Source organism: Pseudomonas sp. PDM01, assembly GCF_014852325.1.
GTDB lineage: Bacteria > Pseudomonadota > Gammaproteobacteria > Pseudomonadales > Pseudomonadaceae > Aquipseudomonas > Aquipseudomonas migulae.
Window position 1 is genome coordinate 157764 of sequence record NZ_JACVBK010000010.1, and the last position, 20059, is coordinate 177822.

The following is a 20059-nucleotide window of genomic DNA, read 5'->3' on the forward strand; positions in this document are numbered from 1 at the left end:
AGAGGCCCGTCCGAACACCGCTGAACTTAAAACCCGCGATGGCGCTTGAGGTGTTCGTTGATTTTGGCCGCCGGGACTTTCTGCAGGCTGACCAGCAGATCATGGGACAACTCGCGCAACCCATGCTTCTGCCGCAATTCCTGCGCCAGATGCGCCGTCAGGTTGGCCGCCATCTCGGCGTCAGCCATCGCCCGGTGAGCTTTACCGGTGTCAGGCAGTTGGGCGAAGGTGGTGAGGGTGCCGAGCTTGTGATTCGGTGCAGCCGGCATCAACCGACGGGCCAGTAGCAGCGAGCAGGCAAAATTCTGCAACCGCGTACGCTTGATCCGCCCCAGTTCAAAGTCCCAGAACTTCTGGTCGAACGCGGCGTTGTGCGCCAGCAGCGGCGTGGTGCCAACAAATTCGTTGACCTCGTTCATCACCTGTTCCGCCGATGGCGCGGTGCGCAGCATGGCGTTGCTGATGCCGGTCAGTTGTTCGATGAAGGCCGGGACGCGTACGCCGGCGTTCATCAGGCTTTGGTAACGCTCGACGATGCGCCCCTGTTCAAGGATCACCACGGCAATTTCCGTGGCCCGGCAGCTGCTGCTCGGGGAGATCCCGGTGGTTTCAAAGTCGATGACTGCTATGCGTTCCAAACCTGTTTCAACTCCGTAAAAATCAATTCTTGAGCAGCAACGCGCCTTCGATCGGCACGTAGCGGCTGGCGGCGCGGATCAGCGAGTTGGCCGTCAGGCCCGGTACGCCGTAGGCCACCGCTTGCACGCCATGCTTGGCGATGATGCGCTCCAGCAACATGTCGAAATCACCGTCGCCGGAGGCCAGCACCACTTCGTCGACGTGATCGGCGGCGTCCATGATGTCGAGGGTGATGCCCACGTCCCAGTCGCCCTTGGCCGAGCCGTCGCTGCGCTGGATGTAGGGTTTGAGCTTCACGGTGAAACCGAGGTTGCGCAGGATCTGCTGGAACTGCTGCTGTTTGCTGTCGCCGCGATCGATCGCGTAGGCATAGGCTTCGACGATATCGCCCTGCTTGCTGATGTCAGCCCACAGCGCGGCGTAGTTGAAGTGGCAACCATAGGCCTGACGCACGGTGTAGTAGAGGTTCTGGACATCGGCGAACACTGCAATTTTTTTCACCGTGCATCCTCTTTCGCGCAGGCGGGATCAGGCACCGGGCCCGAAAAGTTGCCCAGTATGCCAGCCCGGAGGATTGTTCCGCGAATAATCGGCCCGGAGCGCCGCAGCGCTCCGGACGAATGGCGTGTCAGACGAAGGAATCGTCGTCGCCGCCGAAGAACGATGAACTGTCATCGTTGTAGTCGGTGTCGGCATAGTCTTGGGAGTTGTCAGCCACGCGCTGGTCATCGTCCCAGCCGTTGTCACCGCTGTGATCGTTGACCTGAGCCGGCTCTTCCTTGATCACTTCCACCACTTCCGGCTGCTGGTTGTGATGGAACAGGCTGCTGATGCCTTGTGCCAGCATCACGCCACCCGCCACACCCGCTGCAGTTTTCAGTGCGCCGCCGAGGAAACCGCTGCCAACCGCCGGCGCCTGCTGTTGCGGCGCGTAGTTCTGCTGCGGTGGCGGCGCAGCGAAATTCTGCTGTGGCGGCTGCGCGTTGAACGAAGGCCGTCCCGGCTCACGCCAGCCGCCGCTGGAGGGCGGTGCACTTGGCGCAGGCGTTTCACGGGAACTGCCACCGAAAATGCTCGACAGGAACCCACCGCTGCTCGGCGCCGGAGCAGGTGCCTGGGACTTGGCCGATTGCAGTTCGGCCTGCAATTGCTGGATTTGCTCGGTGAGTTGCTTGTTCTGTGCGTCGAGGCTCTTGATCGCTGCCTCTTGCACCAGAATCGCCTGGGTCATGAAGTAGCCCGCCGCGGGTTGGCGAGCCAGATGTTCCTTGATCCGCGCCTCGGCCAGGGCATCGCGCGGGGCTGCGTCCGTTTCGGCCTGTTGCAGCCGGGAAAACAGTCCATCGATCAGGGTTTGCTCTTCGGTGTTCATGGCGACCTCGTAGATTGCCGGGGAAATCGTTGACCTTCTCCAGGGAGGATACGGCGCTCGACCTTAATGGAGGCTGAAACAAGTTGTTTCAATGACCTTTACCGAACGTTTACGTTTGCGCCCCGACGCGCTGCATCGGTTAAAGTGGGCCACTGCTTTCAACCTGCGATACCGACTGATGAATCCGTTCGATGTACTGCGTGACTCGCTGTATTTCTTCAAGCGCAATCTGAGCCAGATCGTGCGGCTGTGCCTGCCGCTGGTGATTTTCGAAGCGCTGCTGCAACAAGTGGTCGACCACAACACCGTGCCGGACAGCTTTCCCGGCGTGAGCGTGATCGTCGGCCTGCTGGTATACCCGCTGTACACCGCCGCCCTGATCCTGTTTCTCGACGCGCGCAGCCGTGGCGAATCGCCGCGCAACCGTGACCTGCTGGCGAGGTCCGCGTACCTGTGGCCGCGCTTCGCCCTGCTCACGGCGCTCAATACATTGATGATCCTGCTCGGCCTGTCGTTGTACTTCCTGCCGGGCATCTGGCTGATGGTGACGTTGGCGTTCAGCGAATACCTGCTGGTGCTGCGCGGCCTGGCGCCGCTGGCGGCAATGAAGGAAAGCCTGCGCCTGACCCGCGGTCATTTCCTGCGCATTCTGGTGTGCATCCTGTGTGTGATGGGCCCGTTGTGGGTGCTCAAGGGTGTGACGCTCAACGTGTATCCGGAACCGCAGAACCCGGTGATTTCCCTGCTGATCGACAGCGCCCACAGCTTCCTGCAACTGTTCACCAGCGTGGTGTTGTTCCGTTTGTTCATGCTGATCAGCGACGTTCCCGAGAAAATCGACCGGCCGCTCTGATCGTGGGCTTCGGCCCGGCTCTCGGTTATGCTCGGGTCCATCTTTTGTAACGCTATAAGCCGAGCCATGACCCGACTACTGCGCTACACCCTGCTGGGCCTGTTGATAGCAATCGGCCTGATTGCCTTGCTGATCTACAGCCTGACCTGGCGCCCCGAAGCCAAGGAAGTTTTGCCCGTCAGTTGCAACGCTCAAGCACCGACACTGGTGCCCGGCCAGGCGTTGAAAGTGATGACCTGGAACGTTCAGTACCTGGCGGGTAAGCGCTATGTGTTCTGGAATGACCTGGCCGCCGGCGACGACGAAAAACCGACGCCTGAAGACATGGCCTTCAGCCTCGATGAAGTGGCGCGGGTGATTCGCGACGAACAACCGGACCTCGTGTTGCTGCAAGAGCTCGATGACGGCGCCAAGGCCAGCGATTACCAGAACCAGTTCAAACTGCTTCAGGAACGCCTCGCCGATCTCTATCCGTGCAGCGCCCATGCCTTCGACTGGAAAGCCGACTTCGTCCCGCAACCGCACATCTTCGGCAGTGTCGGCCGGCAACTGGCAACCCTCAGCCGCTACCGGATCGAACACGCCGAACGCCTGCAACTGCCGGTCGCGCCGACTAACTTCATCAGCCGTCAGTTCCAGCCGAAAAATGCCTTGCTGGTCACTTACCTGCCGTTGAGTGACGGCGGGCAATTGGCCGTCCTCAACACCCATCTGGACCGCGCCACCCAACCTGACGAAACGTTACAGACTCAGGTGACGGCGGTGGCCAAAGTCCTCGACAAATACGAAAGCCATAGCACCCCGTGGCTGATCGGCGGCGACTTCAACCTGTTGCCGCTGGGGCAATATCGACGCCTGCCCACCGAACAACGCACGCCCTACTCCGCCGACAGCGCGCTGCACCTGTTGTGGGACAAGTACCCGATGATCCCGACCAACAATGAAGCCAGCGGCATCGATCGGGCACGTTGGCTGACGCACTACCCGAATGATCCAGGCCTGAACGGCCCGGACCGCACCGTCGACTACCTGTTTTACAGCCCTCGGATCAAACGGGTCGAGGCGACGGTGCGACAGGACGATACCTTGCGGATCTCCGATCACCTGCCGGTGATTGCGCGGTTCCTCCTGCCGGCTGCGCCGTAACCCCTGCCAAACACAATCCCCTGTAGGAGCCAGCTTGCTGGCGATAGCGGTGGGTCAGTCAACGAAGATGTTGGATGTTATGGCCTCATCGCCGGCAAGCCGGCTCCTACAGGGGATTGCGTGACACTCAATGCACCTCCTCCAGGTCATCATGCAGCAGCCCGAAAATATCGCGTTTCATCTCGATGAATGAGCGCTCCATGACCATGTCCAGGGTCCGTGGGCGTTCAATCGGCACGTCCAGAATCTGCTTGATCCGCCCAGGCCTGGCGCCCATCACGTAGACGCGGTCACCCAGCAGAATCGCCTCGTCGATGTCGTGGGTCACGAACAGCACGGTCTTCTTGCTGTTACCCCAAACGCGCAACAACAGCTGCTGCATTTGCAGGCGCGTCTGGCTGTCGAGGGCGCCGAAGGGTTCGTCCATCAGCAGGATCTGCGGGTCATTGGCCAAAGCGCGGGCAATCGCCACACGCTGCATCATGCCGCCGGACAGTTGCTTGGCGTAGTTGTCAGCGAACCCGCTGAGGCCGACTTCGTTGACGTAGTAATCGACGATGTCCTTGCGCTGCGCCGCCGCCATGCCGCGACGCTTGAGGCCGAACTCGACGTTCTGTCGCACGGTCAGCCACGGGAACAGCGTGTAGCTCTGGAACACCATGCCGCGGTCCGCGCCAGGCCCTTGAACTTGCTGGCCGCCGACGTAGATCTCGCCTTCCGTGGGCTCGTTCAAACCGGCGGTGAGGTACAGCAAACTCGACTTGCCACAGCCCGACGGCCCGACCAGCACGGCGAATTGCTGATCCGGAACTTCGAACGAAACCTGATCCAGCGCGGTGAACACGCCGCCGTCGGGCTTCTGGTAACGCAGGCTGACTTTGTCCACTTGCAAACGAGGCGCGGCGTAGGCCGGGGCAGCCATCGGTGTGACGATACGCGGGTTGACGGCGGTTACTGAGCCCATGCGGCAATCCTCAGACGAAGGAAACGGAACAGTTGATCGGTGACCAGGCCCAACAGGCCGATGATCGCGATGGCGAGGAAAATCACATCCACCTGAAAGCCGCGCATGGCCTTAAGGCTCAAGTAACCCAGGCCACTGGAAGCGGCGACCAGTTCGGCGACCACCAGGTACGTCCAGGCCCAGCCCATGGTCACGCGCAAGGTGTCGAGTACACCCGGCAACGAGGCCGGCGCGATCACATGCAACACCGCATCGCGGCGGTTCGAACCGAGTGTGTAAGAGGCGTTGATCAAGTCCTTGGAGATGCCTTTGGACACGTCCGCGATCATCACCAGTTGCTGGAAAAACACACCAAAGATGATTACCGAGACACGCTGCTCCAGACCGATACCGATCCACAGAATGAACAACGGCACGAACGAGGTCACCGGCAGGTAGCGGATGAAATTGACCATCGGTTCGAGGAACGCCTGAACGATGCGGAAGCTGCCCATCAGTAACCCCAGCGGCACCGCCACCAGCGACGAAACGACGAAACCGACCACCACCACTTCAAGACTGGCCCACACGTGCAAACCGAGCGTGCCGTCGCGGCTCAGGCGCACGGCGGCTTCGACCACCGCGCCCGGCGTCGGCAAGAACATGCCCGGCACCACGCCGCCGTAAGACAACCCGGCCCACAGGCCAACCAACAACACCCAGGCCAGGCCGCTCGCGCTCCAGATCACCGAAACCGGCAAGCCGGTCTTGGGCGTGATGCAACGGCTCAGCCATGAATTGCGCTTGAACATGCGAACCTCCTACAGCGGGCTGACGAAACGGTTGTCGATCAGGTCGTCATTGCTGACGTTGTAGGGTTTGCCCTGCAATTCACTGGCGGTTTCGTTGGCCAGTTTGATCAACGGTTCGCTGTCGCCCGGATTGCCCGGCGAGCCCAGGAGTTTTTCGCTCATGGCCTGATCGTAGAAGCGCACGCCTTGCGCGGCGGCTTCCAGTTCCTTCGGATCGGCGAGGTAGCCGCCAACACCCTTGGCCATGATTTTGTAGGCTTCCTGCGGATGGTCCTTGGTGTACTGCACTGCTTTGTACAGACCGGCGACCAACGCCTTGACGTCTTCCGGCTGTTTCTCGATGACCGTGCAGTTGAGCGCGACCACATCGACAATCACGCCAGGCGTGCTGCTGCTGTCGATCAGCACTTTGCCTTGTTTCTTGTCACGCACCATCGACAGGTGCGGTTCCCAGGTCACGGCGGCAGGCACACGACCGGCGATGAACGCGGTGGCGGCGTCGTCGGCCGTCATGTTCTGCACGGTGATGTCGCTCATGCTCATGCCGTGTTTTTTCAGCAAGTACGACAGCCAGAACTGCGAAGTCGAACCTTCGTTCACCGCCACGGCTTTGCCTTTCAGCTCCTGCAGGCTCTTGATGTCCTTGCCCACCAGAACACCGTCGCCGCCATGGCTGTCATCGAGTGCGGCTACGGCCTTGAAGCAGAATTGCGGACGGTATTTCAGTACTTCGTCGATGGTCGACGCCGAGCCGGACAATTCGCCCGAGGCTTGCGCAGCCATGTACATCGAAGCCTCTTCGACGACGGGCAACTCGACGGTCAAACCGCCTTCCTTGAAGTAGCCCAGGTCCTGGGCGAGGTAGAGCGTGCCGTAACCGACCCATGTGGTATGGCCGATGGACAGGGTGCCGGCCTGGGCGCTGGTGGCGACCGTGGCGGCGATGGCGGTGATCGCCAGTGGATGAGCGACGCGGGTTAGCAAGGACTTGATCATGGAGCACTCCCAAAGCTGTTGATTTAGTTTTGTCATGGGCAGTACGGCCAGCAGCCTTTGGAGAAGAGCTGCCACGGGTGGTCTCTGATGGACCTTTGGGTGGGCAGTGTTCGGCTGACTGGCGAGGTCGATGTTGGACCAAGGTGGGGAGAAGGAAAATTAGGAAATATGTCGGTGGGAGTGATGAAAAAACTGGGTAGCGTGCGCGGTAAAAGGGCGGGGTTGGCGGGGGTGCACGGGCTTTGTGCAAAAGGTGAGAGGTGGGGTGAATCGGCAAAAGCTTTCGCGGGCAAGCCTCGCTCCTACAGGTTATGTGTCAGGCCTAAAATCCGAGGTCGACAATAAACCTGTAGGAGCGAGGCTTGCCCGCGAAAAGGTCCGCAGGACCTTCGGCTACATCAGAGCCGGCCGTATTCCTGAGCCGTACGATCGACCGCTTTCAGCGTCTTGCCAACCAACTCATCAACCTCTTCCCGACTGGCAATCAACGCCGGCGCCATGATCATCCGCCCCAGCGTCGAACGAATAATCACCCCTTCCTCAAACCCAATCGTGCGGCAGCGCCAGGCAATATCATTCTCGTTGGCAAAGCGCTTGCGACTGGTTTTGTCTTCGGCCAACTGCAACGCCGCCACCATCCCGACACCCTGGATATCCCCCACCAACGGGTGATTGCCGAACACTTCGCGCAGGCACTGTTGCAGGTACGGCCCGATGTCGTCCTTGACCCGCGTCACCACCCCCTCATCGCGCAACGCCTTGAGGTTGGCGATGGCCACCGCTGCCGCCACCGGGTGTCCGGAATAGGTCAGGCCGTGGGCAAACACGCCGCCCTGCTCCACCAACACTTGCGCCATTTTCTTCGACAGGATCAGCCCGCCCATGGGGATGTAACCAGAGGTCAGCCCCTTGGCAATCGACAGGGTGTCCGGCTCGAAACCGAAGTGCTCATGGGCGAACCATTCGCCAGTGCGACCGAAGCCGCCGATCACTTCGTCGGCGCACAACAGCACGTCGTACTTGCGGCAAATCCGCTGAATTTCCGGCCAGTAACTCTCTGGCGGGAAGATCATCCCGCCCGCGCCCTGGAACGGCTCGGCGATAAACCCGGCGACTTTGTCCGCGCCCAGTTCGAGAATCTTCGCTTCCAGTTGTTGCGCCGCCCGCAGGCCGAATTCAGCCGGGGTCAGGTTGCCTTCATGGGCGAAGAAGTACGGCTCGTCGATGTGTTCGATGTCCGGCAGCATGCCGCCCATTTCGTGCATGAACTTCATGCCACCGAGCGCCGTCGCTGCCAGCGTCGAACCGTGGTAACCGTTCCAGCGACCGATCATGACTTTCTTCTCGGGCTTGCCGAGGATGGTCCAGTAACGGCGCACGGTGCGGATCAGCACCTCGTTCGCTTCGGAGCCGGAGTTGGTGTAGATCGCGTGGCTGTAGTGCCCCGGCAGCAGGCTGAACAGCAGCTCCGAGAGCTCGATCACCTGCGGGTGAGTGGTGTGGAAAAACATGTTGTAGTACGGCAATTGCTCAAGCTGCTGAGCCGCTGCCGCCGCCAGGTCCTTGCGGCCGTAACCGAGGTTGGTGCACCACAGCCCGGACATGCCGTCGAGGTAGCGCCGACCATCGTTGTCCCACAGGTGCAGGCGCTCGCCACGGACCATCACCCGCGGTCCTTCATCGTTGAGCGCTTTCTGATCGACGAATGCGTGGATGTGGTGCGCAGCGTCGGCGGCCTGGTAGTCGCGGGTTTCACGTGGTGTGGTCATCGCCAGTTCTCCGTTTTGTTATTAGCGCAGTTGAAACCAGGTGGTCTTCAACTGGGTGTATTTATCGAATGAGTGCAGCGACAGGTCACGGCCGAAACCGGACTGCTTGCCGCCGCCGAACGGCACCGTCACGTCGAGCGCATCGACGCTGTTCACCGACACCGTACCGGCGCGCAATTGCCGCGCCACACGGTGGGCACGATTGAGGTCGTCGGTCCACAGCGAAGCGGCCAGGCCGTAGACGCTGTCGTTGGCCAGCTGCAAGGCGTGTGCCTCGTCATCGAACGCCGTGACGGCCAGCACCGGGCCGAACACCTCGTCGCGAAACAGCGGCATGTCCGGGCTCACGTTAGTGAAAATCGTCGGCTGGATGAAGTTGTCGGAGCCGTTGAAAATCGACTGCCGACCACCGCACACCTTGGTCGCACCCTGGCGCTGGGCTTGCTCTATGAACTTCATGATGCGCGCGGTCTGACGGCTGTCGACGATCGCCCCGGCGCTGCTCGACGGGTCCAGCGGATCGCCCGGCAGCCAGCGTTCGGCCTGCGCCTTGAGACGCTCGACGAACTCGTCATGGATCGAACGCTGCACCAGCAACCGCGAGTTGGCGGAGCACACTTCGCCCTGATTGAAGAAGATGCCGAACGCGGCTTTCTCGGCCGCCAGATCCAGGTCCTGACAATCGGCGAACACCAGGTTGGCGCTCTTGCCGCCGCACTCCAGCCACACCTGTTTCAGGTTCGATTGCGCGGAATACTGCATGAAAAATTTGCCGACTTCGGTGGAGCCGGTGAACACCAGGCAATCGACGTCCGGGTGCAAACCGAGGGCTTTGCCGGTCTGCTCGCCGAGACCGGGCAGCACGTTGAGCACGCCTGCTGGCAAGCCGGCTTCAAGCGCCAACTCGGCCAGACGCAGGGCAGAAAACGGTGATTGCTCGGCGGGTTTGAGGATCACCGAGTTGCCTGCCGCCAGCGCGGGCGCGAGTTTCCATGCAGCCATGTCCAGCGGGAAATTCCATGGCACCACGGCGGCGACCACGCCCAGCGCTTCGCGGGTGATGGTCGCCAGTACGTTCTGCGCGCTCGGAGCGATCTGGTCGTAGAGTTTGTCGAGGCTTTCGGCGTACCAGCGAAACACCCCGGCGGCGCCCGGCACGTCGATGTTGTAGGCGTCCATCACTGGCTTGCCCATGTTCAGCGAATCCAGCAGCGCCAGTTCTTCGCGGTGGGTCATGATCAGATCAGCCAGACGCAGCAGCACTTGCTTGCGCTCGTTTGGCGAACGCGCCGACCAGGTGCCGGCCTCGAACACCTGCCGCGCATTTTTGACGGCGACATTCACTTCTTCATCACCGCACGCTGTCACGTTGGCCAGGCGCTGGCCGGTGGCCGGGTTGATCGCGGCGAAGGTTTGCCCCGACTGCGCCGAACGGGGTTTGCCATCAATCAGGGCCTGGTCGGGAAACGCCAGCGCAGCGGCCTTGTTTTGCCAGTAGGTAAGCTCGAACACGTTCAGATGCTCCATGGGCTTTTCTTGTGAATTGGATGGTGGCCCAGGCCCGTGTCGAGGAAAAATAGTAAAAATGTCTTCGCAGACCATGAAAAAACTGGGCAGCCCATCTCCCCGGTCGTGCGGTATGTGGTTATTGTTCAGGCACAACAACACCGTCGTCAGAACGGACGCAGTCGGCGCAAAAATTGCTGGATGTCGAGTCCATCCACCCCGAGGTTTGCCGTGGCTGCCTACAACCTGCGTCAATTGAAGTACTTCATCACCACCGTCGAATGCGGCAGCGTTGCCGAGGCGTCGCGCAAGCTGTACATCGCCCAGCCGGCCATTTCCACGGCGATCAAAGGCCTGGAAGACAGCTTCGGCGTGCAATTGCTGATCCGTCATCACGCACAAGGCGTGTCCCTGACGCCCAGCGGCGCACGCTTCTACCGCAAAGCCCAGGAACTGTTGCGCATGGCCAAGGAGTTCGAACAGAACGCCCTGGCCGACAATGACGTGGTGGCCGGACAAATCGACATCGGCTGCTTCGAAACCGTCGCGCCGCTGTACCTGCCGCAATTGATTGCCGGGTTCTCGGCGCTGTATCCCGGCGTGAAAATCCGCATCCGTGACGGCGAACAGCAGGAGTTGGTGCAAGGCCTGACCTCGGGCACCTTCGACCTGGCGATCCTCTATGAACACGACCTCGACGCCACCATCGAAACTGAACCCCTGATGCCGGCGCAGCGGCCTTATGCATTGCTGCCGGCGGATCATCGCTTTGCCCAACTCAAGCAAGTGTCCCTGCGCGATCTGTGCCTGGAGCCGATGATTCTGCTGGACGTGCAACCGAGCCGGACCTACTTCGTCAGCCTGTTCGAAGAACTGGGCCTGTCGCCGAACATTGCGTTCAGCTCACCGTCGATCGAGATGGTTCGGGGCATGGTCGGCCAAGGGTTCGGCTTCTCGATCCTGGTCACCCGCCCGCACTCGGAGTGCACCTACGACGGGCAGAAAGTGGTGTGCGTGGACATCGTCGAAGACGTCACCGGCTCGGGGTTGGTGGCGGCGTGGCTGAAGCGCGGGCAGTTGACCAAACCGGCGCAGTTGTTTGCCGATTACTGCCGCGAACAGCTCACCGCCAAGGCCGAAAGATCACACCCGACCTTGTAGGAGTCCGGCTTGCCGGCGATGGCGTCCGAAAGACCGATGCAACATCCAAGGGCCCCATCGCCGGCAAGCCGGCTCCTACAAGGTGCGTGGATGTATGAGGGATCAAGGCAAACGCAAACCTGTAGGAGCCGGCTTGCTGGCGATAGCGGTGGGTCAGCCGCTGATTTATTGACTGGACGGACGCCATCGCCAGCAAGCCGGCTCCTACAGCGGGGGGCACCTCACTTCCGGGGTTTGATTCGTGCGGTCGCTTCAGCCACCAACGGATCATCCGGCCAGTAATGCTTCGGATACCGCCCCTTCAGATCCTTTTTCACCTCGGCATACGTGCTGCGCCAGAAGTTCGCCAGGTCCTGTGTCACCTGCACCGGCCGCCGCGCCGGGGACAACAGATGCAACTTCACCACCTGCCGCCCGCCAGCGATGCGCGGGGTTTCGGCCAAACCGAACAACTCCTGCAACCGCACCGCCAGAATCGGCGGCTGCTCGCTGTAATCCAGACGAATCGACGACCCCGACGGCACGCTCAAATGATGCGGTGCCAGCTCATCGAGCCGTTGCGGCAGCGGCCACGGCAATAGGTTATGAACAATGCTTGAGAGATCCAGATTGGCAAAATGACTGAGCCGCGAAACCTTCCCCAGATACGGCATCAACCAGTGTTCAAGGCTTCTGAGCAGCGCAGCATCACTGACATCCGGCCACTCACTCTGATCCTTGCTGGCCATGTCCAACTGCCGCAACAACGCCACCCGCGCCTGCCACTGACGCAACTCCGGCGTCCACGGCAACAGCTCCAGCCCCTTGCGCCGCACCAGATTCACCAGCGCCTGACTGCGCGCGGTTTCATCGAGCCCGGTCAACGGTTCACGGCTGAGGATCAACTCGCCAACCTTGCGCTGACGCTCGGCGCGTAACACGCCTTCGCGCTCGTCCCAATCCAGCTGATCGACCACCCGCACCTGTTCGGCGAGCACCGAATCGAACAACGCCGGATCGAAATCCGCCGCCAGATAAATCCGTTCCTCGCGCTGCCCCTGACGGCTGCCGAGATCGGCGATTACCAGCCACGGTTGTTTCATCAAACTGTCGGCTTCGGCGAACAACGCCGCACGACCGTTGGCCAGGCGATATTCCGCGCCACCCGCTCGACGTTGTTGCGCAACACGGTCGGGATAGGCCAGCGCCAGCAAGGCGCCGAGCCAGCGCGGATGCTCCGGATCGCTGACCGGTTCCGACGCCTTGCCACGCAGATAACCACGGTATTGACGCGCCAGTTGCCGCGCTCGCTGAACACCGCCCTGAGCGCCGCGTGCAGCACGCTCTTCGCCGGACAACAGCACCTGTCGACTGTGCAGATCGGCGCCGGCACCGCGCAAGATATCCCGCTCGCCGAGCAACGCCGCGACATCGCACGCCATGTCAGCCAAGCCCAGCGCCTGACCGCGCAGAAGCAAATGAGCGATGCGCGGATGCGCCGGCAGTTCGGCCATGGCCTGACCGTGTCGGGTCAGCGCTTCGCCATCCAGTGCGCCGAGGCGATCAAGCAAGTCCTGAGCCTGGGCATACGCGGCGGCGGGCGGCACGTCGAGCCACACCAATTGCGTCGGTGTCACGCCCCAGCGACCGAGTTGCAACGCCAGACCGGCAAGGTCCGCCGAAAGAATTTCCGCACTGGCAAACGCCGCCAGTTGCTCGTGTTGATCCTGCGACCACAAGCGATAACACACGCCCGGCTCCAGCCGCCCTGCCCGCCCCGCACGTTGCGTGGCACTGGCGCGAGAGATGCGCTGCGTGTCGAGGCGGGTCATGCCGCTGCCCGGATCGAAACGCGGCACCCGCGCCAACCCGGCATCGATCACCACACGCACGCCGTCGATGGTCAGGCTGGTCTCGGCGATGTTGGTCGCGAGCACCACTTTGCGCTTGCCCGCCGGGGCTGGATCAATCGCGGCGCGTTGCGCGGCGAGGTCCAGTTCACCGTGCAACGGGCAGAGCAACACCTGTGTGTTTTCGCCCAGCGCATCGGCCAGTTGTTGATGCACCCGGCGGATTTCCGCTTGCCCCGGCAGGAACACCAGGAGGCTGCCGGTTTCATCGTTCAAGGCTTCGAGGATGGTTTGCACCAGGCGCGGTTCGATGAACTCACCGGGCTGGAACGGTCGGCCCCAGCGCATCGCCACCGGGTACATGCGCCCTTCACTGCGCAGGATCGGCGCGTCATCGAGCAACCCGGCCAGGCGTTCGCCTTCAAGGGTGGCCGACATCAAAAGAATTTTCAGCGGTTGATCATCGCGGAACAGTTCCCGGCCATTCAGGCTGAGGGCCAAGGCCAGATCGGCATCAAGACTGCGTTCATGAAATTCGTCGAAGATCAGCAAGCCCACGCCTTCCAGCGCCGGATCATCCTGCAAGCGCCGGGTGAGAATGCCTTCGGTGACCACTTCAATCCGCGTCCTGGGCCCGACTTTGCTGTCCAGCCGAATGCGATAACCGACGGTTTCACCGACCTTCTCGCCCAGCTCACTGGCCAAGCGCTCAGCCGCCGCACGTGCAGCCAACCGACGCGGTTCAAGCATCAGAATGGTCTGCCCGGCCAGCCACGGCTCGTTGAGCAGGGCCAATGGAACACGGGTGGTTTTACCGGCGCCGGGCGGTGCTTCGAGCACGGCTTCGTGGCGTGTCGCCAAGGCTTCACGCAGGGCGGGTAAAACTTCATCAATCGGCAAAGAAATCATGCTGGCTCCAAAACAGAGGGCCGAGTATAACGGCGAACTGCTCGGCGTTTATCAGGGTCCTAATTCATAGAGACGCCCTTTCGTTTTGAAATTACCCAGGAGATTTCATATGCGTGTTCCCTTTCGCCTGATTGGCGGTGTATTGGTTGCCACCTTGCTGACCCAGGTAACCGCTTGCGGCTCGATCTTCTACCCTGATCGCCGCGGGCAGATCGAAGGCAAGATTGACCCGGCCATCGCCGCGCTGGATGCCGTGGGCCTGCTGTTCTACATCATCCCCGGCCTGATCGCGTTTGCCGTGGATTTCGCCACCGGCGCGATTTACTACGCACCGGGCGAGACCGCGCAGGTGGCGCCGGAAAAACTCAAGGAAGCGATCGGTGCCGACGGCAAGGTCGATACCCACAAGTTGCAGACTATTCTTGAAACCGAACTGGGCCGCAGCTTCCCGCTGGACGATCCACGTTTGATTCAACACAAGGGCAGCACTCAGCAACTGGCCTTGCTCGGCCTGCAACCTGCCGCGTAATCCGTGCACATAAAGGAATAGCCGCACTTATGATTTCCAGCTCCGAACACGCCCGCCTGCTGCGGCTGGCGACCCGTGCCTCGGTGGCGGTGGCGTGCACGTTGATCGTCGCCAAAGCCATCGCGTGGTGGTTGAGCGGTTCGGTGAGCATGCTCGCCGGGTTGACCGACTCGGCCCTCGACGGTATCGCCTCGTTGCTCAACCTGCTGGCAGTGCATTACGCCTTGCGCCCCGCCGATGAAGATCACCGTTACGGGCACGGCAAGGCCGAATCGCTGGCGGGCATGGCGCAGGCGTTGTTCATTGGTGGCAGTGCGGTGCTGATTGCGTTGCAGGCGTTTGATCGGCTCAAGCATCCGGAACCGGTGGGTGCGCCGTGGATCAGCATCGGCGTGATCGTGTTTTCCCTGGCGCTGACATTGGTCCTGCTGATGTTGCAGCATCGGGTCGTCAAGGCCACCGGCTCCAACGCGGTGCGTGCCGATTCCCTGCATTACCGTTCGGACTTGCTGCTCAATGGCAGCATTCTGGTTGCACTGGTGCTGGCCGGGGTTGGCTGGCATCAGATGGACGCGTGGTTTGGATTGGGGATCGCCGCTTACATCTTCTGGAGCGCCATTCAAATCGCCCGGGAAAGTTTTAAGGTGCTGATGGACGAGGAGCTGCCGCCAGACGTCAGCCAACACATGCTCGAACTGGCCTGCAGCGTACCGGGGGTGCTGGGCGCGCATGACCTGCGCACACGGGTTTCCGGCAACCAGTGGTTCGTGCAATTGCACCTGGAATTGCCGGGGGAGCTGACCCTGTCAGTCGCCCACGGCATCAGCGATCAGGCGGCCGATGCAATTCACGCGGTGTACCCGCGAGCCGAGGTGCTGGTGCACGCCGACCCGCAGGAAGTGGTGAAGGCCGCCAAGGCAAATCAGAAACTCACCTGATACCCGCGACTGCTCAGGCAGTTGCCCTGGGCCTGACGGTAGGCTTGCACCACCGACGGATCCGGCTGGTAGGTGGCCGTGCGCGGATCGAAGCCACTCTGCTGCACTGCGTATTGATAACACTCGTAGCCGTCCTGATTGACCTGCTGCGGCGACTGCCCGTTGGCGGGATACGCCACCACGTCATAGCCATTGCCGGTCGGTTGCGGTTGCACGGGCGGCTCGACCACCACGTAATCCTGAGTGCTTTCCTGATAGGCGTAGTACGAGCCCGCCGCCAGGAACAACAGCGCGCCGCCGATCCACACTTCACGGGCGTAATCAGGCAGGTAGCTGACGCGAATCCCGCGCGGCGGCTGTACCACGACATAACGCGGGCCGAGCGGGCGATACCAATAGCCGCCGGAGAAGAAATAATCCTGCCCACGATACGGCACGCGATAGTCGCGGTCCGGGAAGCGGTCGATCACATGCCCGGGACGGTACTGCGGGCCTGGCCCCCAACCGTTACCGTGGCCATTCGGGCGACCGGCCCAATGATGATCGTCGGGACGTGAACCCGGCCCGCCGGTCTGCCATTGCTGGTTGTAACCATTGTTTCGCGGGATGTCCTGATAGTAACCACGTTGCGGCTGCTGGGTCTGGCGCACGGTGTCGGGCCGGCCCTGGATCGGCAAATCGTTGGCCGGCAATTGTGGCGGCGGCGGTGGTGGCCGCACGGGACTGTTGAAGTCGCGCGGCGGGTTGTCTCGCGGCTGATTGTTCTGCCACTGCCCGCCATTGCGCGACTGGCCGTTGTTCTCGAACTGACGACTGTTGTCGCCACGAATGATGTCGTTGTTTTGCGGACGCGGCTGATTGTTGCCACCACGGCCCTGATTGTTGCCCTGATGACCGTCCCCACGCTGTCCGTTGTCGGGACCCCGGTTCTGCGGCTCATCGGCCAGCGATTGCGCAGTGACACTGACACACAGCAAACCAACACCGGCCAAACGCCAGATGCGCGACTTCATGCTTTTCCTCACTGCGGGTTAGGGCCTGTACGTAAGACTGGGAAAGCACAGGCCGGTTCTGCAACAGGTTATCAGTCGCGCAACTTATTTATTGAGGGCGGGTGAAAAATTGCGGGCAAAAGAAAAGGGAGACCCGTCGGCCTCCCTTTGAGAACTTCGTCCGTGCTCGACGCTTATGACGTCGGCTCACCTCACGCCGTCTTCTGGACAGTGTGTAGCTCGGGGGCCGGCACATCCCCGGTGGGGGTGGCGGCCGCGACTGGCCTGATTGGGCGAGTCGCTGTGGACTGTTTGTCCGAGCAGTGATTCTGGTGATAAGAATAGGCCTGGGGCGCCGGCAGAGGATTGCGAAGATTGCTCAAATAAACATGACTTGCGCAATTTTTAACCCTGGATAGATAATCTGCCGCAATCGATATGACAAAGGCCTGATTGATGAGCAAACTCGACCGATACGACCTGAGCATTTTGGCGGAATTGCAGCGCGACGCGCGCATCTCCAACCAGGAGCTGGCCGAACGCATCGGCCTGTCACCTTCACCGTGCTCGCGCCGGGTCAAGCAACTGGAAGACGACGGCTACATCACCCGCCAGGTGGCCCTGCTGGATCGCAAAATGCTTGGCCTGAGCCTGACGGCTTACGTGCTGATCGGCATGGACCGGCATACACCGGAGCGATTCGAGAATTTCGAAGCGGCGATTCGCACCTTGCCGCAAGTGCTTGAATGCAGCCTGGTGACGGGGATGGATGCGGACTATCAGCTCAAGGTGGTGGTGCCGGACATGGATCACTATCAGAAATTGCTGCTGGGGCACCTGACAAGGATTGAAGGGGTGACGAGTGTGCGGTCGAGTTTTGTGTTGAATCAGGTGCTCAACAGCACTGAGTTACCGCTGACTCATCTGCGCAGCTGACGACGCCTTCGCAGGCAAGCCTCGCTCCTACAGGTTTTGCGCGAGCCTTTGTAGGAGCGAGGCTTGCCCGCGAAGGGGCCGGAACAGGCGACGAATAGCTGCGACACGCTGCCGCAGGTCAATGCCGCGCCAATCCCCCATGCCGTATACTCCAGCGCCTTTTAGCCCCGCCCTCGCTGGAGATGTCCGATGGATCCTGCAGTATTCGAAGAGTGGATGATGACCGGACTGGTCAGCATTCTGATCATTTTCATGGGTTTCATCGTCTGGGATCTGGCAAAGAAATCCAAGGCCGGGCGCTTCGGTTCGTTCATCCTGTTCTTCGTGCTCGGCCTCGGTGTGGCCGCGTTCGTGATCAAAAGCGTGGTGATCGGCCTGATCGAATCCGGCACGTTATAAGCGCGCCGGCACTTCTTTCCACTGGCCCTGATCGAGCCCTTCGATCGACCAGTCGCCGATCCTGACCCGCACCAGGCGCAACGTCGGCAAGCCGACCGCTGCGGTCATGCGCCGGACCTGACGGTTACGCCCCTCGCGAATCACCAGTTCCAGCCAACTGGTCGGCACGCTTTTGCGAAAGCGCACCGGCGGGTTGCGGGGCCACAGTTGCGGCTCATCCAGTTGCCGCGCTTGCGCGGGCAAGGTCATGCCGTCATTCAGCTCGACGCCATCACGCAAACGCTGTAACTGCTCGGCACTCGGCTCGCCCTCCACTTGCACCCAATACGTCTTGGCCAGTTTGTGCTTGGGGTCGGCAATCCGCGCCTGGAGCTGGCCGTCGTTGGTCAGCAGCAACAACCCTTCGCTGTCGCGATCCAGACGGCCTGCCGGGTAAATCCCGGGAATCTCGATGAAATCCTTGAGCGTCGCCCGCCCTTCACCGTCGCTGAATTGCGTCAGCACATCGAACGGTTTGTTGAACAGAATCAGCTTCGGCTCGGCCGGCGGCGCTTTGGCGACACGGCGCGGGGCTGATGACGGGGTGTTCGCGCCAGGGCGGCGGGACACGGGACGTTGGGGACGGGACATGGCGAAGAGAACATCTAACGGTCAGGGCTGCTAATGCTAGTGCCCTGACCGCCAAATGACCATGACAACTATTACCGGAACGGCGGCTCGTCGAAGCTGCGCAGTTTGCGCGAGTGCAACGAGTTGAGTTCGGTGCGCAACAAGTCCACCGCCTCGATACCGATCTTCAAGTGCTGGCTGACCGCGCGCTCATAAAAGGCGTTGGCCGAACCCGGCAGCTTGATTTCGCTGTGCAGCGGTTTGTCCGAGACGCAAAGCAATGTGCCGTACGGCACCCGCAAGCGATAACCTTGCGCGGCGATGGTGCCGCTTTCCATGTCCACCGCCACGGCGCGGGACAGGTTGATCAGCGGACGCTCCTGGGCCCAGCGCAATTCCCAGTTACGGTCGTCGTAAGTCAGCACGGTGCCGGTGCGCAGGCGTTTCTTCAGCTCGTCGCCCTTCTCGCCGGTGATGTTGGCCGCCGCTTGCTGCAACGCCATCTGCACCTCGGCCAGGGCCGGAATCGGAATGTTCGGCGGCACGACCCGATCGAGAATCCCGTCGCGGCGCATGTAGGCGTGAGCCAACACATAATCGCCAATGGTCTGCGACTGACGCAGACCGCCGCAGTGACCGATCATCAGCCAGCAATGCGGACGCAATACCGCCAAATGGTCGGTGATGTTCTTGGCGTTGGACGGGCCGACGCCGATGTTCACCAAAGTCACGCCATGACCGTCGCTGGCAATCAGGTGATAGGCCGGCATTTGATAGCGATGCCAGACCACGCCGGCCGCAATCGCCGACGCTTCGCCGTGATCCATGCTCTTTTCGATGATCACGTTGCCCGGCAACACCATGCGCACGAAACGCGGATCGCTGCGCAACTGCTCAAGGCCATGAACAATGAACTGGTCAACGTAGCGGTGGTAGTTGGTCAGAAGAATCCACGGCTGCACATGGCGCCAGTCGCTGCCGGTGTAATGCACGAGGCGGCGCAGGGAGAAATCCACCCGCGCGGCATCGAACAGGGCCAGCGGCAGCGGATCGGTGTTTTCCCAGTCGTACAAACCGTCAGCGATACCATCGGTGGCGGCGGACAGATCGGTGCTCGGGAACACCCGCGCCAGCACGGCCGCGGTCACGCCGGAGCCGGCCAGTTCATCGCCCTGCTCGACCACGTACGGATAAGGAATATTCTGCTGGCTGATGCCGACTTCCACGGTCACGGTGAAGTCGTGCATCAACGGCACGAGCTGTTCCAGCAAGTATTTACGGAAAGCCGCCGGATGGGTGACGGTGACGCTGTAGGTCCCCGGCAGCTGCACCTTGGCGTAGGCGCGGGTGGTTTGCGGGACTTCGCCCTGGCAGTGGTAGGTCAGACGCAGTTCAGGATAACGAAACATCGCACGCTGTTCGGCGTCCGGTTCAACTCGATCCTTGAGGTAACGCTTGAGCGCCTGGCTCAGTGCGGTGGTTGCGCGATTGTGCAAGTGAGCAAGCCGGTCCACGGCTTGCTCGGCGGTTTGAACGATAATAAAAGCTTCGGTCACGATCAGCATCCTGTGTTCTGACTTGCAGGCCTTCATCTTGCCTGCATCGTCGCTTCACGGGAACAGTGGTGGCTACACAAATGCCAAGTCCACAGTAGATCCAATGTGGGAGCGAGCCTGCTCGCGATGACGGACTGTCAGCCAACAAAATTGCTGAATGTTGAA

Annotated in this window: 19 protein-coding genes; 7 read left to right on the forward strand and 12 right to left on the reverse strand. The window is 61.3% G+C overall.

The window, feature by feature from the left end; translation table 11 throughout:
- Positions 1-26 precede the first annotated feature (26 nt).
- The 3 genes from IB246_RS24165 to IB246_RS24175 form a co-directional block, all read right to left on the reverse strand.
- Positions 27-638, reverse strand: coding sequence for a PolC-type DNA polymerase III (locus tag IB246_RS24165; protein WP_008041272.1), 612 nt, complete (start codon positions 636-638; stop codon positions 27-29).
- Between the two features lie 22 nt (positions 639-660).
- Positions 661-1140: an NYN domain-containing protein gene (locus IB246_RS24170; RefSeq protein WP_008031749.1), complete on the reverse strand. Its 480-nt coding sequence runs from the start codon at positions 1138-1140 to the stop codon at positions 661-663.
- Between the two features lie 127 nt (positions 1141-1267).
- Positions 1268-2011, reverse strand: a complete 744-nt coding sequence (locus IB246_RS24175) for a DUF2076 domain-containing protein (protein WP_008041270.1) — start codon at positions 2009-2011, stop codon at positions 1268-1270.
- 178 nt (positions 2012-2189) lie between these two features.
- Here IB246_RS24175 and IB246_RS24180 point away from each other — a divergent pair, with 178 nt between their 5' ends.
- Both IB246_RS24180 and IB246_RS24185 read left to right on the forward strand, forming a co-directional pair.
- A complete protein-coding gene (locus tag IB246_RS24180; protein ID WP_032828940.1) occupies positions 2190-2864 on the forward strand; it encodes a YciC family protein in 675 nt (224 codons plus the stop codon).
- A 66-nt stretch (positions 2865-2930) separates the two neighbouring features.
- Positions 2931-4010: an endonuclease/exonuclease/phosphatase family protein gene (locus IB246_RS24185; protein ID WP_008041268.1), complete on the forward strand. Its 1080-nt coding sequence runs from the start codon at positions 2931-2933 to the stop codon at positions 4008-4010.
- A 127-nt stretch (positions 4011-4137) separates the two neighbouring features.
- Here IB246_RS24185 and IB246_RS24190 read toward each other — a convergent pair whose 3' ends face one another.
- The 5 genes from IB246_RS24190 to IB246_RS24210 all read right to left on the reverse strand — a co-directional run bounded on the left by IB246_RS24190 (position 4138) and on the right by IB246_RS24210 (position 10042).
- Complete coding sequence (locus IB246_RS24190; RefSeq protein WP_008031755.1) at positions 4138-4974, reverse strand: ABC transporter ATP-binding protein; 837 nt, start codon at positions 4972-4974, stop codon at positions 4138-4140.
- Complete coding sequence (locus IB246_RS24195) at positions 4962-5765, reverse strand: ABC transporter permease (protein ID WP_008031757.1); 804 nt, start codon at positions 5763-5765, stop codon at positions 4962-4964. The genes IB246_RS24190 and IB246_RS24195 overlap by 13 nt, the downstream gene beginning before the upstream one ends.
- Before the next feature lie 9 nt (positions 5766-5774).
- On the reverse strand, positions 5775-6761 hold the full coding sequence (locus IB246_RS24200; protein ID WP_008041266.1) for an ABC transporter substrate-binding protein: 987 nt from the start codon (positions 6759-6761) through the stop codon (positions 5775-5777).
- A gap of 398 nt (positions 6762-7159) precedes the next feature.
- Positions 7160-8530, reverse strand: a complete 1371-nt coding sequence (locus IB246_RS24205) for an aspartate aminotransferase family protein (protein WP_008041264.1) — start codon at positions 8528-8530, stop codon at positions 7160-7162.
- Between the two features lie 21 nt (positions 8531-8551).
- Entirely contained in the window at positions 8552-10042 is a 1491-nt protein-coding gene (locus IB246_RS24210) for an aldehyde dehydrogenase (RefSeq protein WP_008041258.1), read from the reverse strand.
- Positions 10043-10267: 225 nt separating this feature from the next.
- Between IB246_RS24210 and IB246_RS24215 the strand changes: the two genes are divergently transcribed.
- Positions 10268-11197 carry a LysR substrate-binding domain-containing protein gene (locus IB246_RS24215; RefSeq protein WP_008041256.1) on the forward strand — a complete coding sequence of 310 codons (930 nt, stop codon included), beginning with the start codon at positions 10268-10270 and terminating at the stop codon, positions 11195-11197.
- Between the two features lie 221 nt (positions 11198-11418).
- Here the strand turns inward: IB246_RS24215 and hrpB are convergent, their stop codons facing one another.
- Positions 11419-13935, reverse strand: a complete 2517-nt coding sequence (gene hrpB / locus IB246_RS24220; protein WP_008044576.1) for an ATP-dependent helicase HrpB — start codon at positions 13933-13935, stop codon at positions 11419-11421.
- A 109-nt stretch (positions 13936-14044) separates the two neighbouring features.
- On the opposite strand from hrpB, the gene IB246_RS24225 reads away from it, so the two are divergent.
- Both IB246_RS24225 and IB246_RS24230 read left to right on the forward strand, forming a co-directional pair.
- Positions 14045-14464 (forward strand): hypothetical protein, encoded by a 420-nt coding sequence (locus IB246_RS24225; protein ID WP_008035153.1) that lies wholly within the window; start codon positions 14045-14047, stop codon positions 14462-14464.
- Between the two features lie 29 nt (positions 14465-14493).
- Positions 14494-15402, forward strand: a complete 909-nt coding sequence (locus IB246_RS24230; RefSeq protein WP_008044574.1) for a cation diffusion facilitator family transporter — start codon at positions 14494-14496, stop codon at positions 15400-15402.
- On the opposite strand, the gene IB246_RS24235 is transcribed toward IB246_RS24230, so the two are convergent.
- Positions 15387-16415, reverse strand: coding sequence for a DUF6515 family protein (locus IB246_RS24235; RefSeq protein WP_008044572.1), 1029 nt, complete (start codon positions 16413-16415; stop codon positions 15387-15389). The two genes, IB246_RS24230 and IB246_RS24235, sit on opposite strands and share 16 nt — an antisense overlap.
- A gap of 435 nt (positions 16416-16850) precedes the next feature.
- Here IB246_RS24235 and IB246_RS24240 point away from each other — a divergent pair, with 435 nt between their 5' ends.
- Both IB246_RS24240 and IB246_RS24245 read left to right on the forward strand, forming a co-directional pair.
- Positions 16851-17330, forward strand: coding sequence for an Lrp/AsnC family transcriptional regulator (locus tag IB246_RS24240; protein WP_007894448.1), 480 nt, complete (start codon positions 16851-16853; stop codon positions 17328-17330).
- 189 nt (positions 17331-17519) lie between these two features.
- On the forward strand, positions 17520-17729 hold the full coding sequence (locus IB246_RS24245) for a DUF2788 domain-containing protein (protein WP_007937369.1): 210 nt from the start codon (positions 17520-17522) through the stop codon (positions 17727-17729).
- On the opposite strand, the gene IB246_RS24250 is transcribed toward IB246_RS24245, so the two are convergent.
- Both IB246_RS24250 and amn read right to left on the reverse strand, forming a co-directional pair.
- Positions 17724-18359, reverse strand: coding sequence for a pseudouridine synthase (locus IB246_RS24250; RefSeq protein ID WP_008035145.1), 636 nt, complete (start codon positions 18357-18359; stop codon positions 17724-17726). The genes IB246_RS24245 and IB246_RS24250 overlap by 6 nt on opposite strands.
- Before the next feature lie 71 nt (positions 18360-18430).
- Complete coding sequence (amn, locus tag IB246_RS24255; protein ID WP_177318196.1) at positions 18431-19930, reverse strand: AMP nucleosidase; 1500 nt, start codon at positions 19928-19930, stop codon at positions 18431-18433.
- Between the last annotated feature and the right edge of the window lie 129 nt (positions 19931-20059).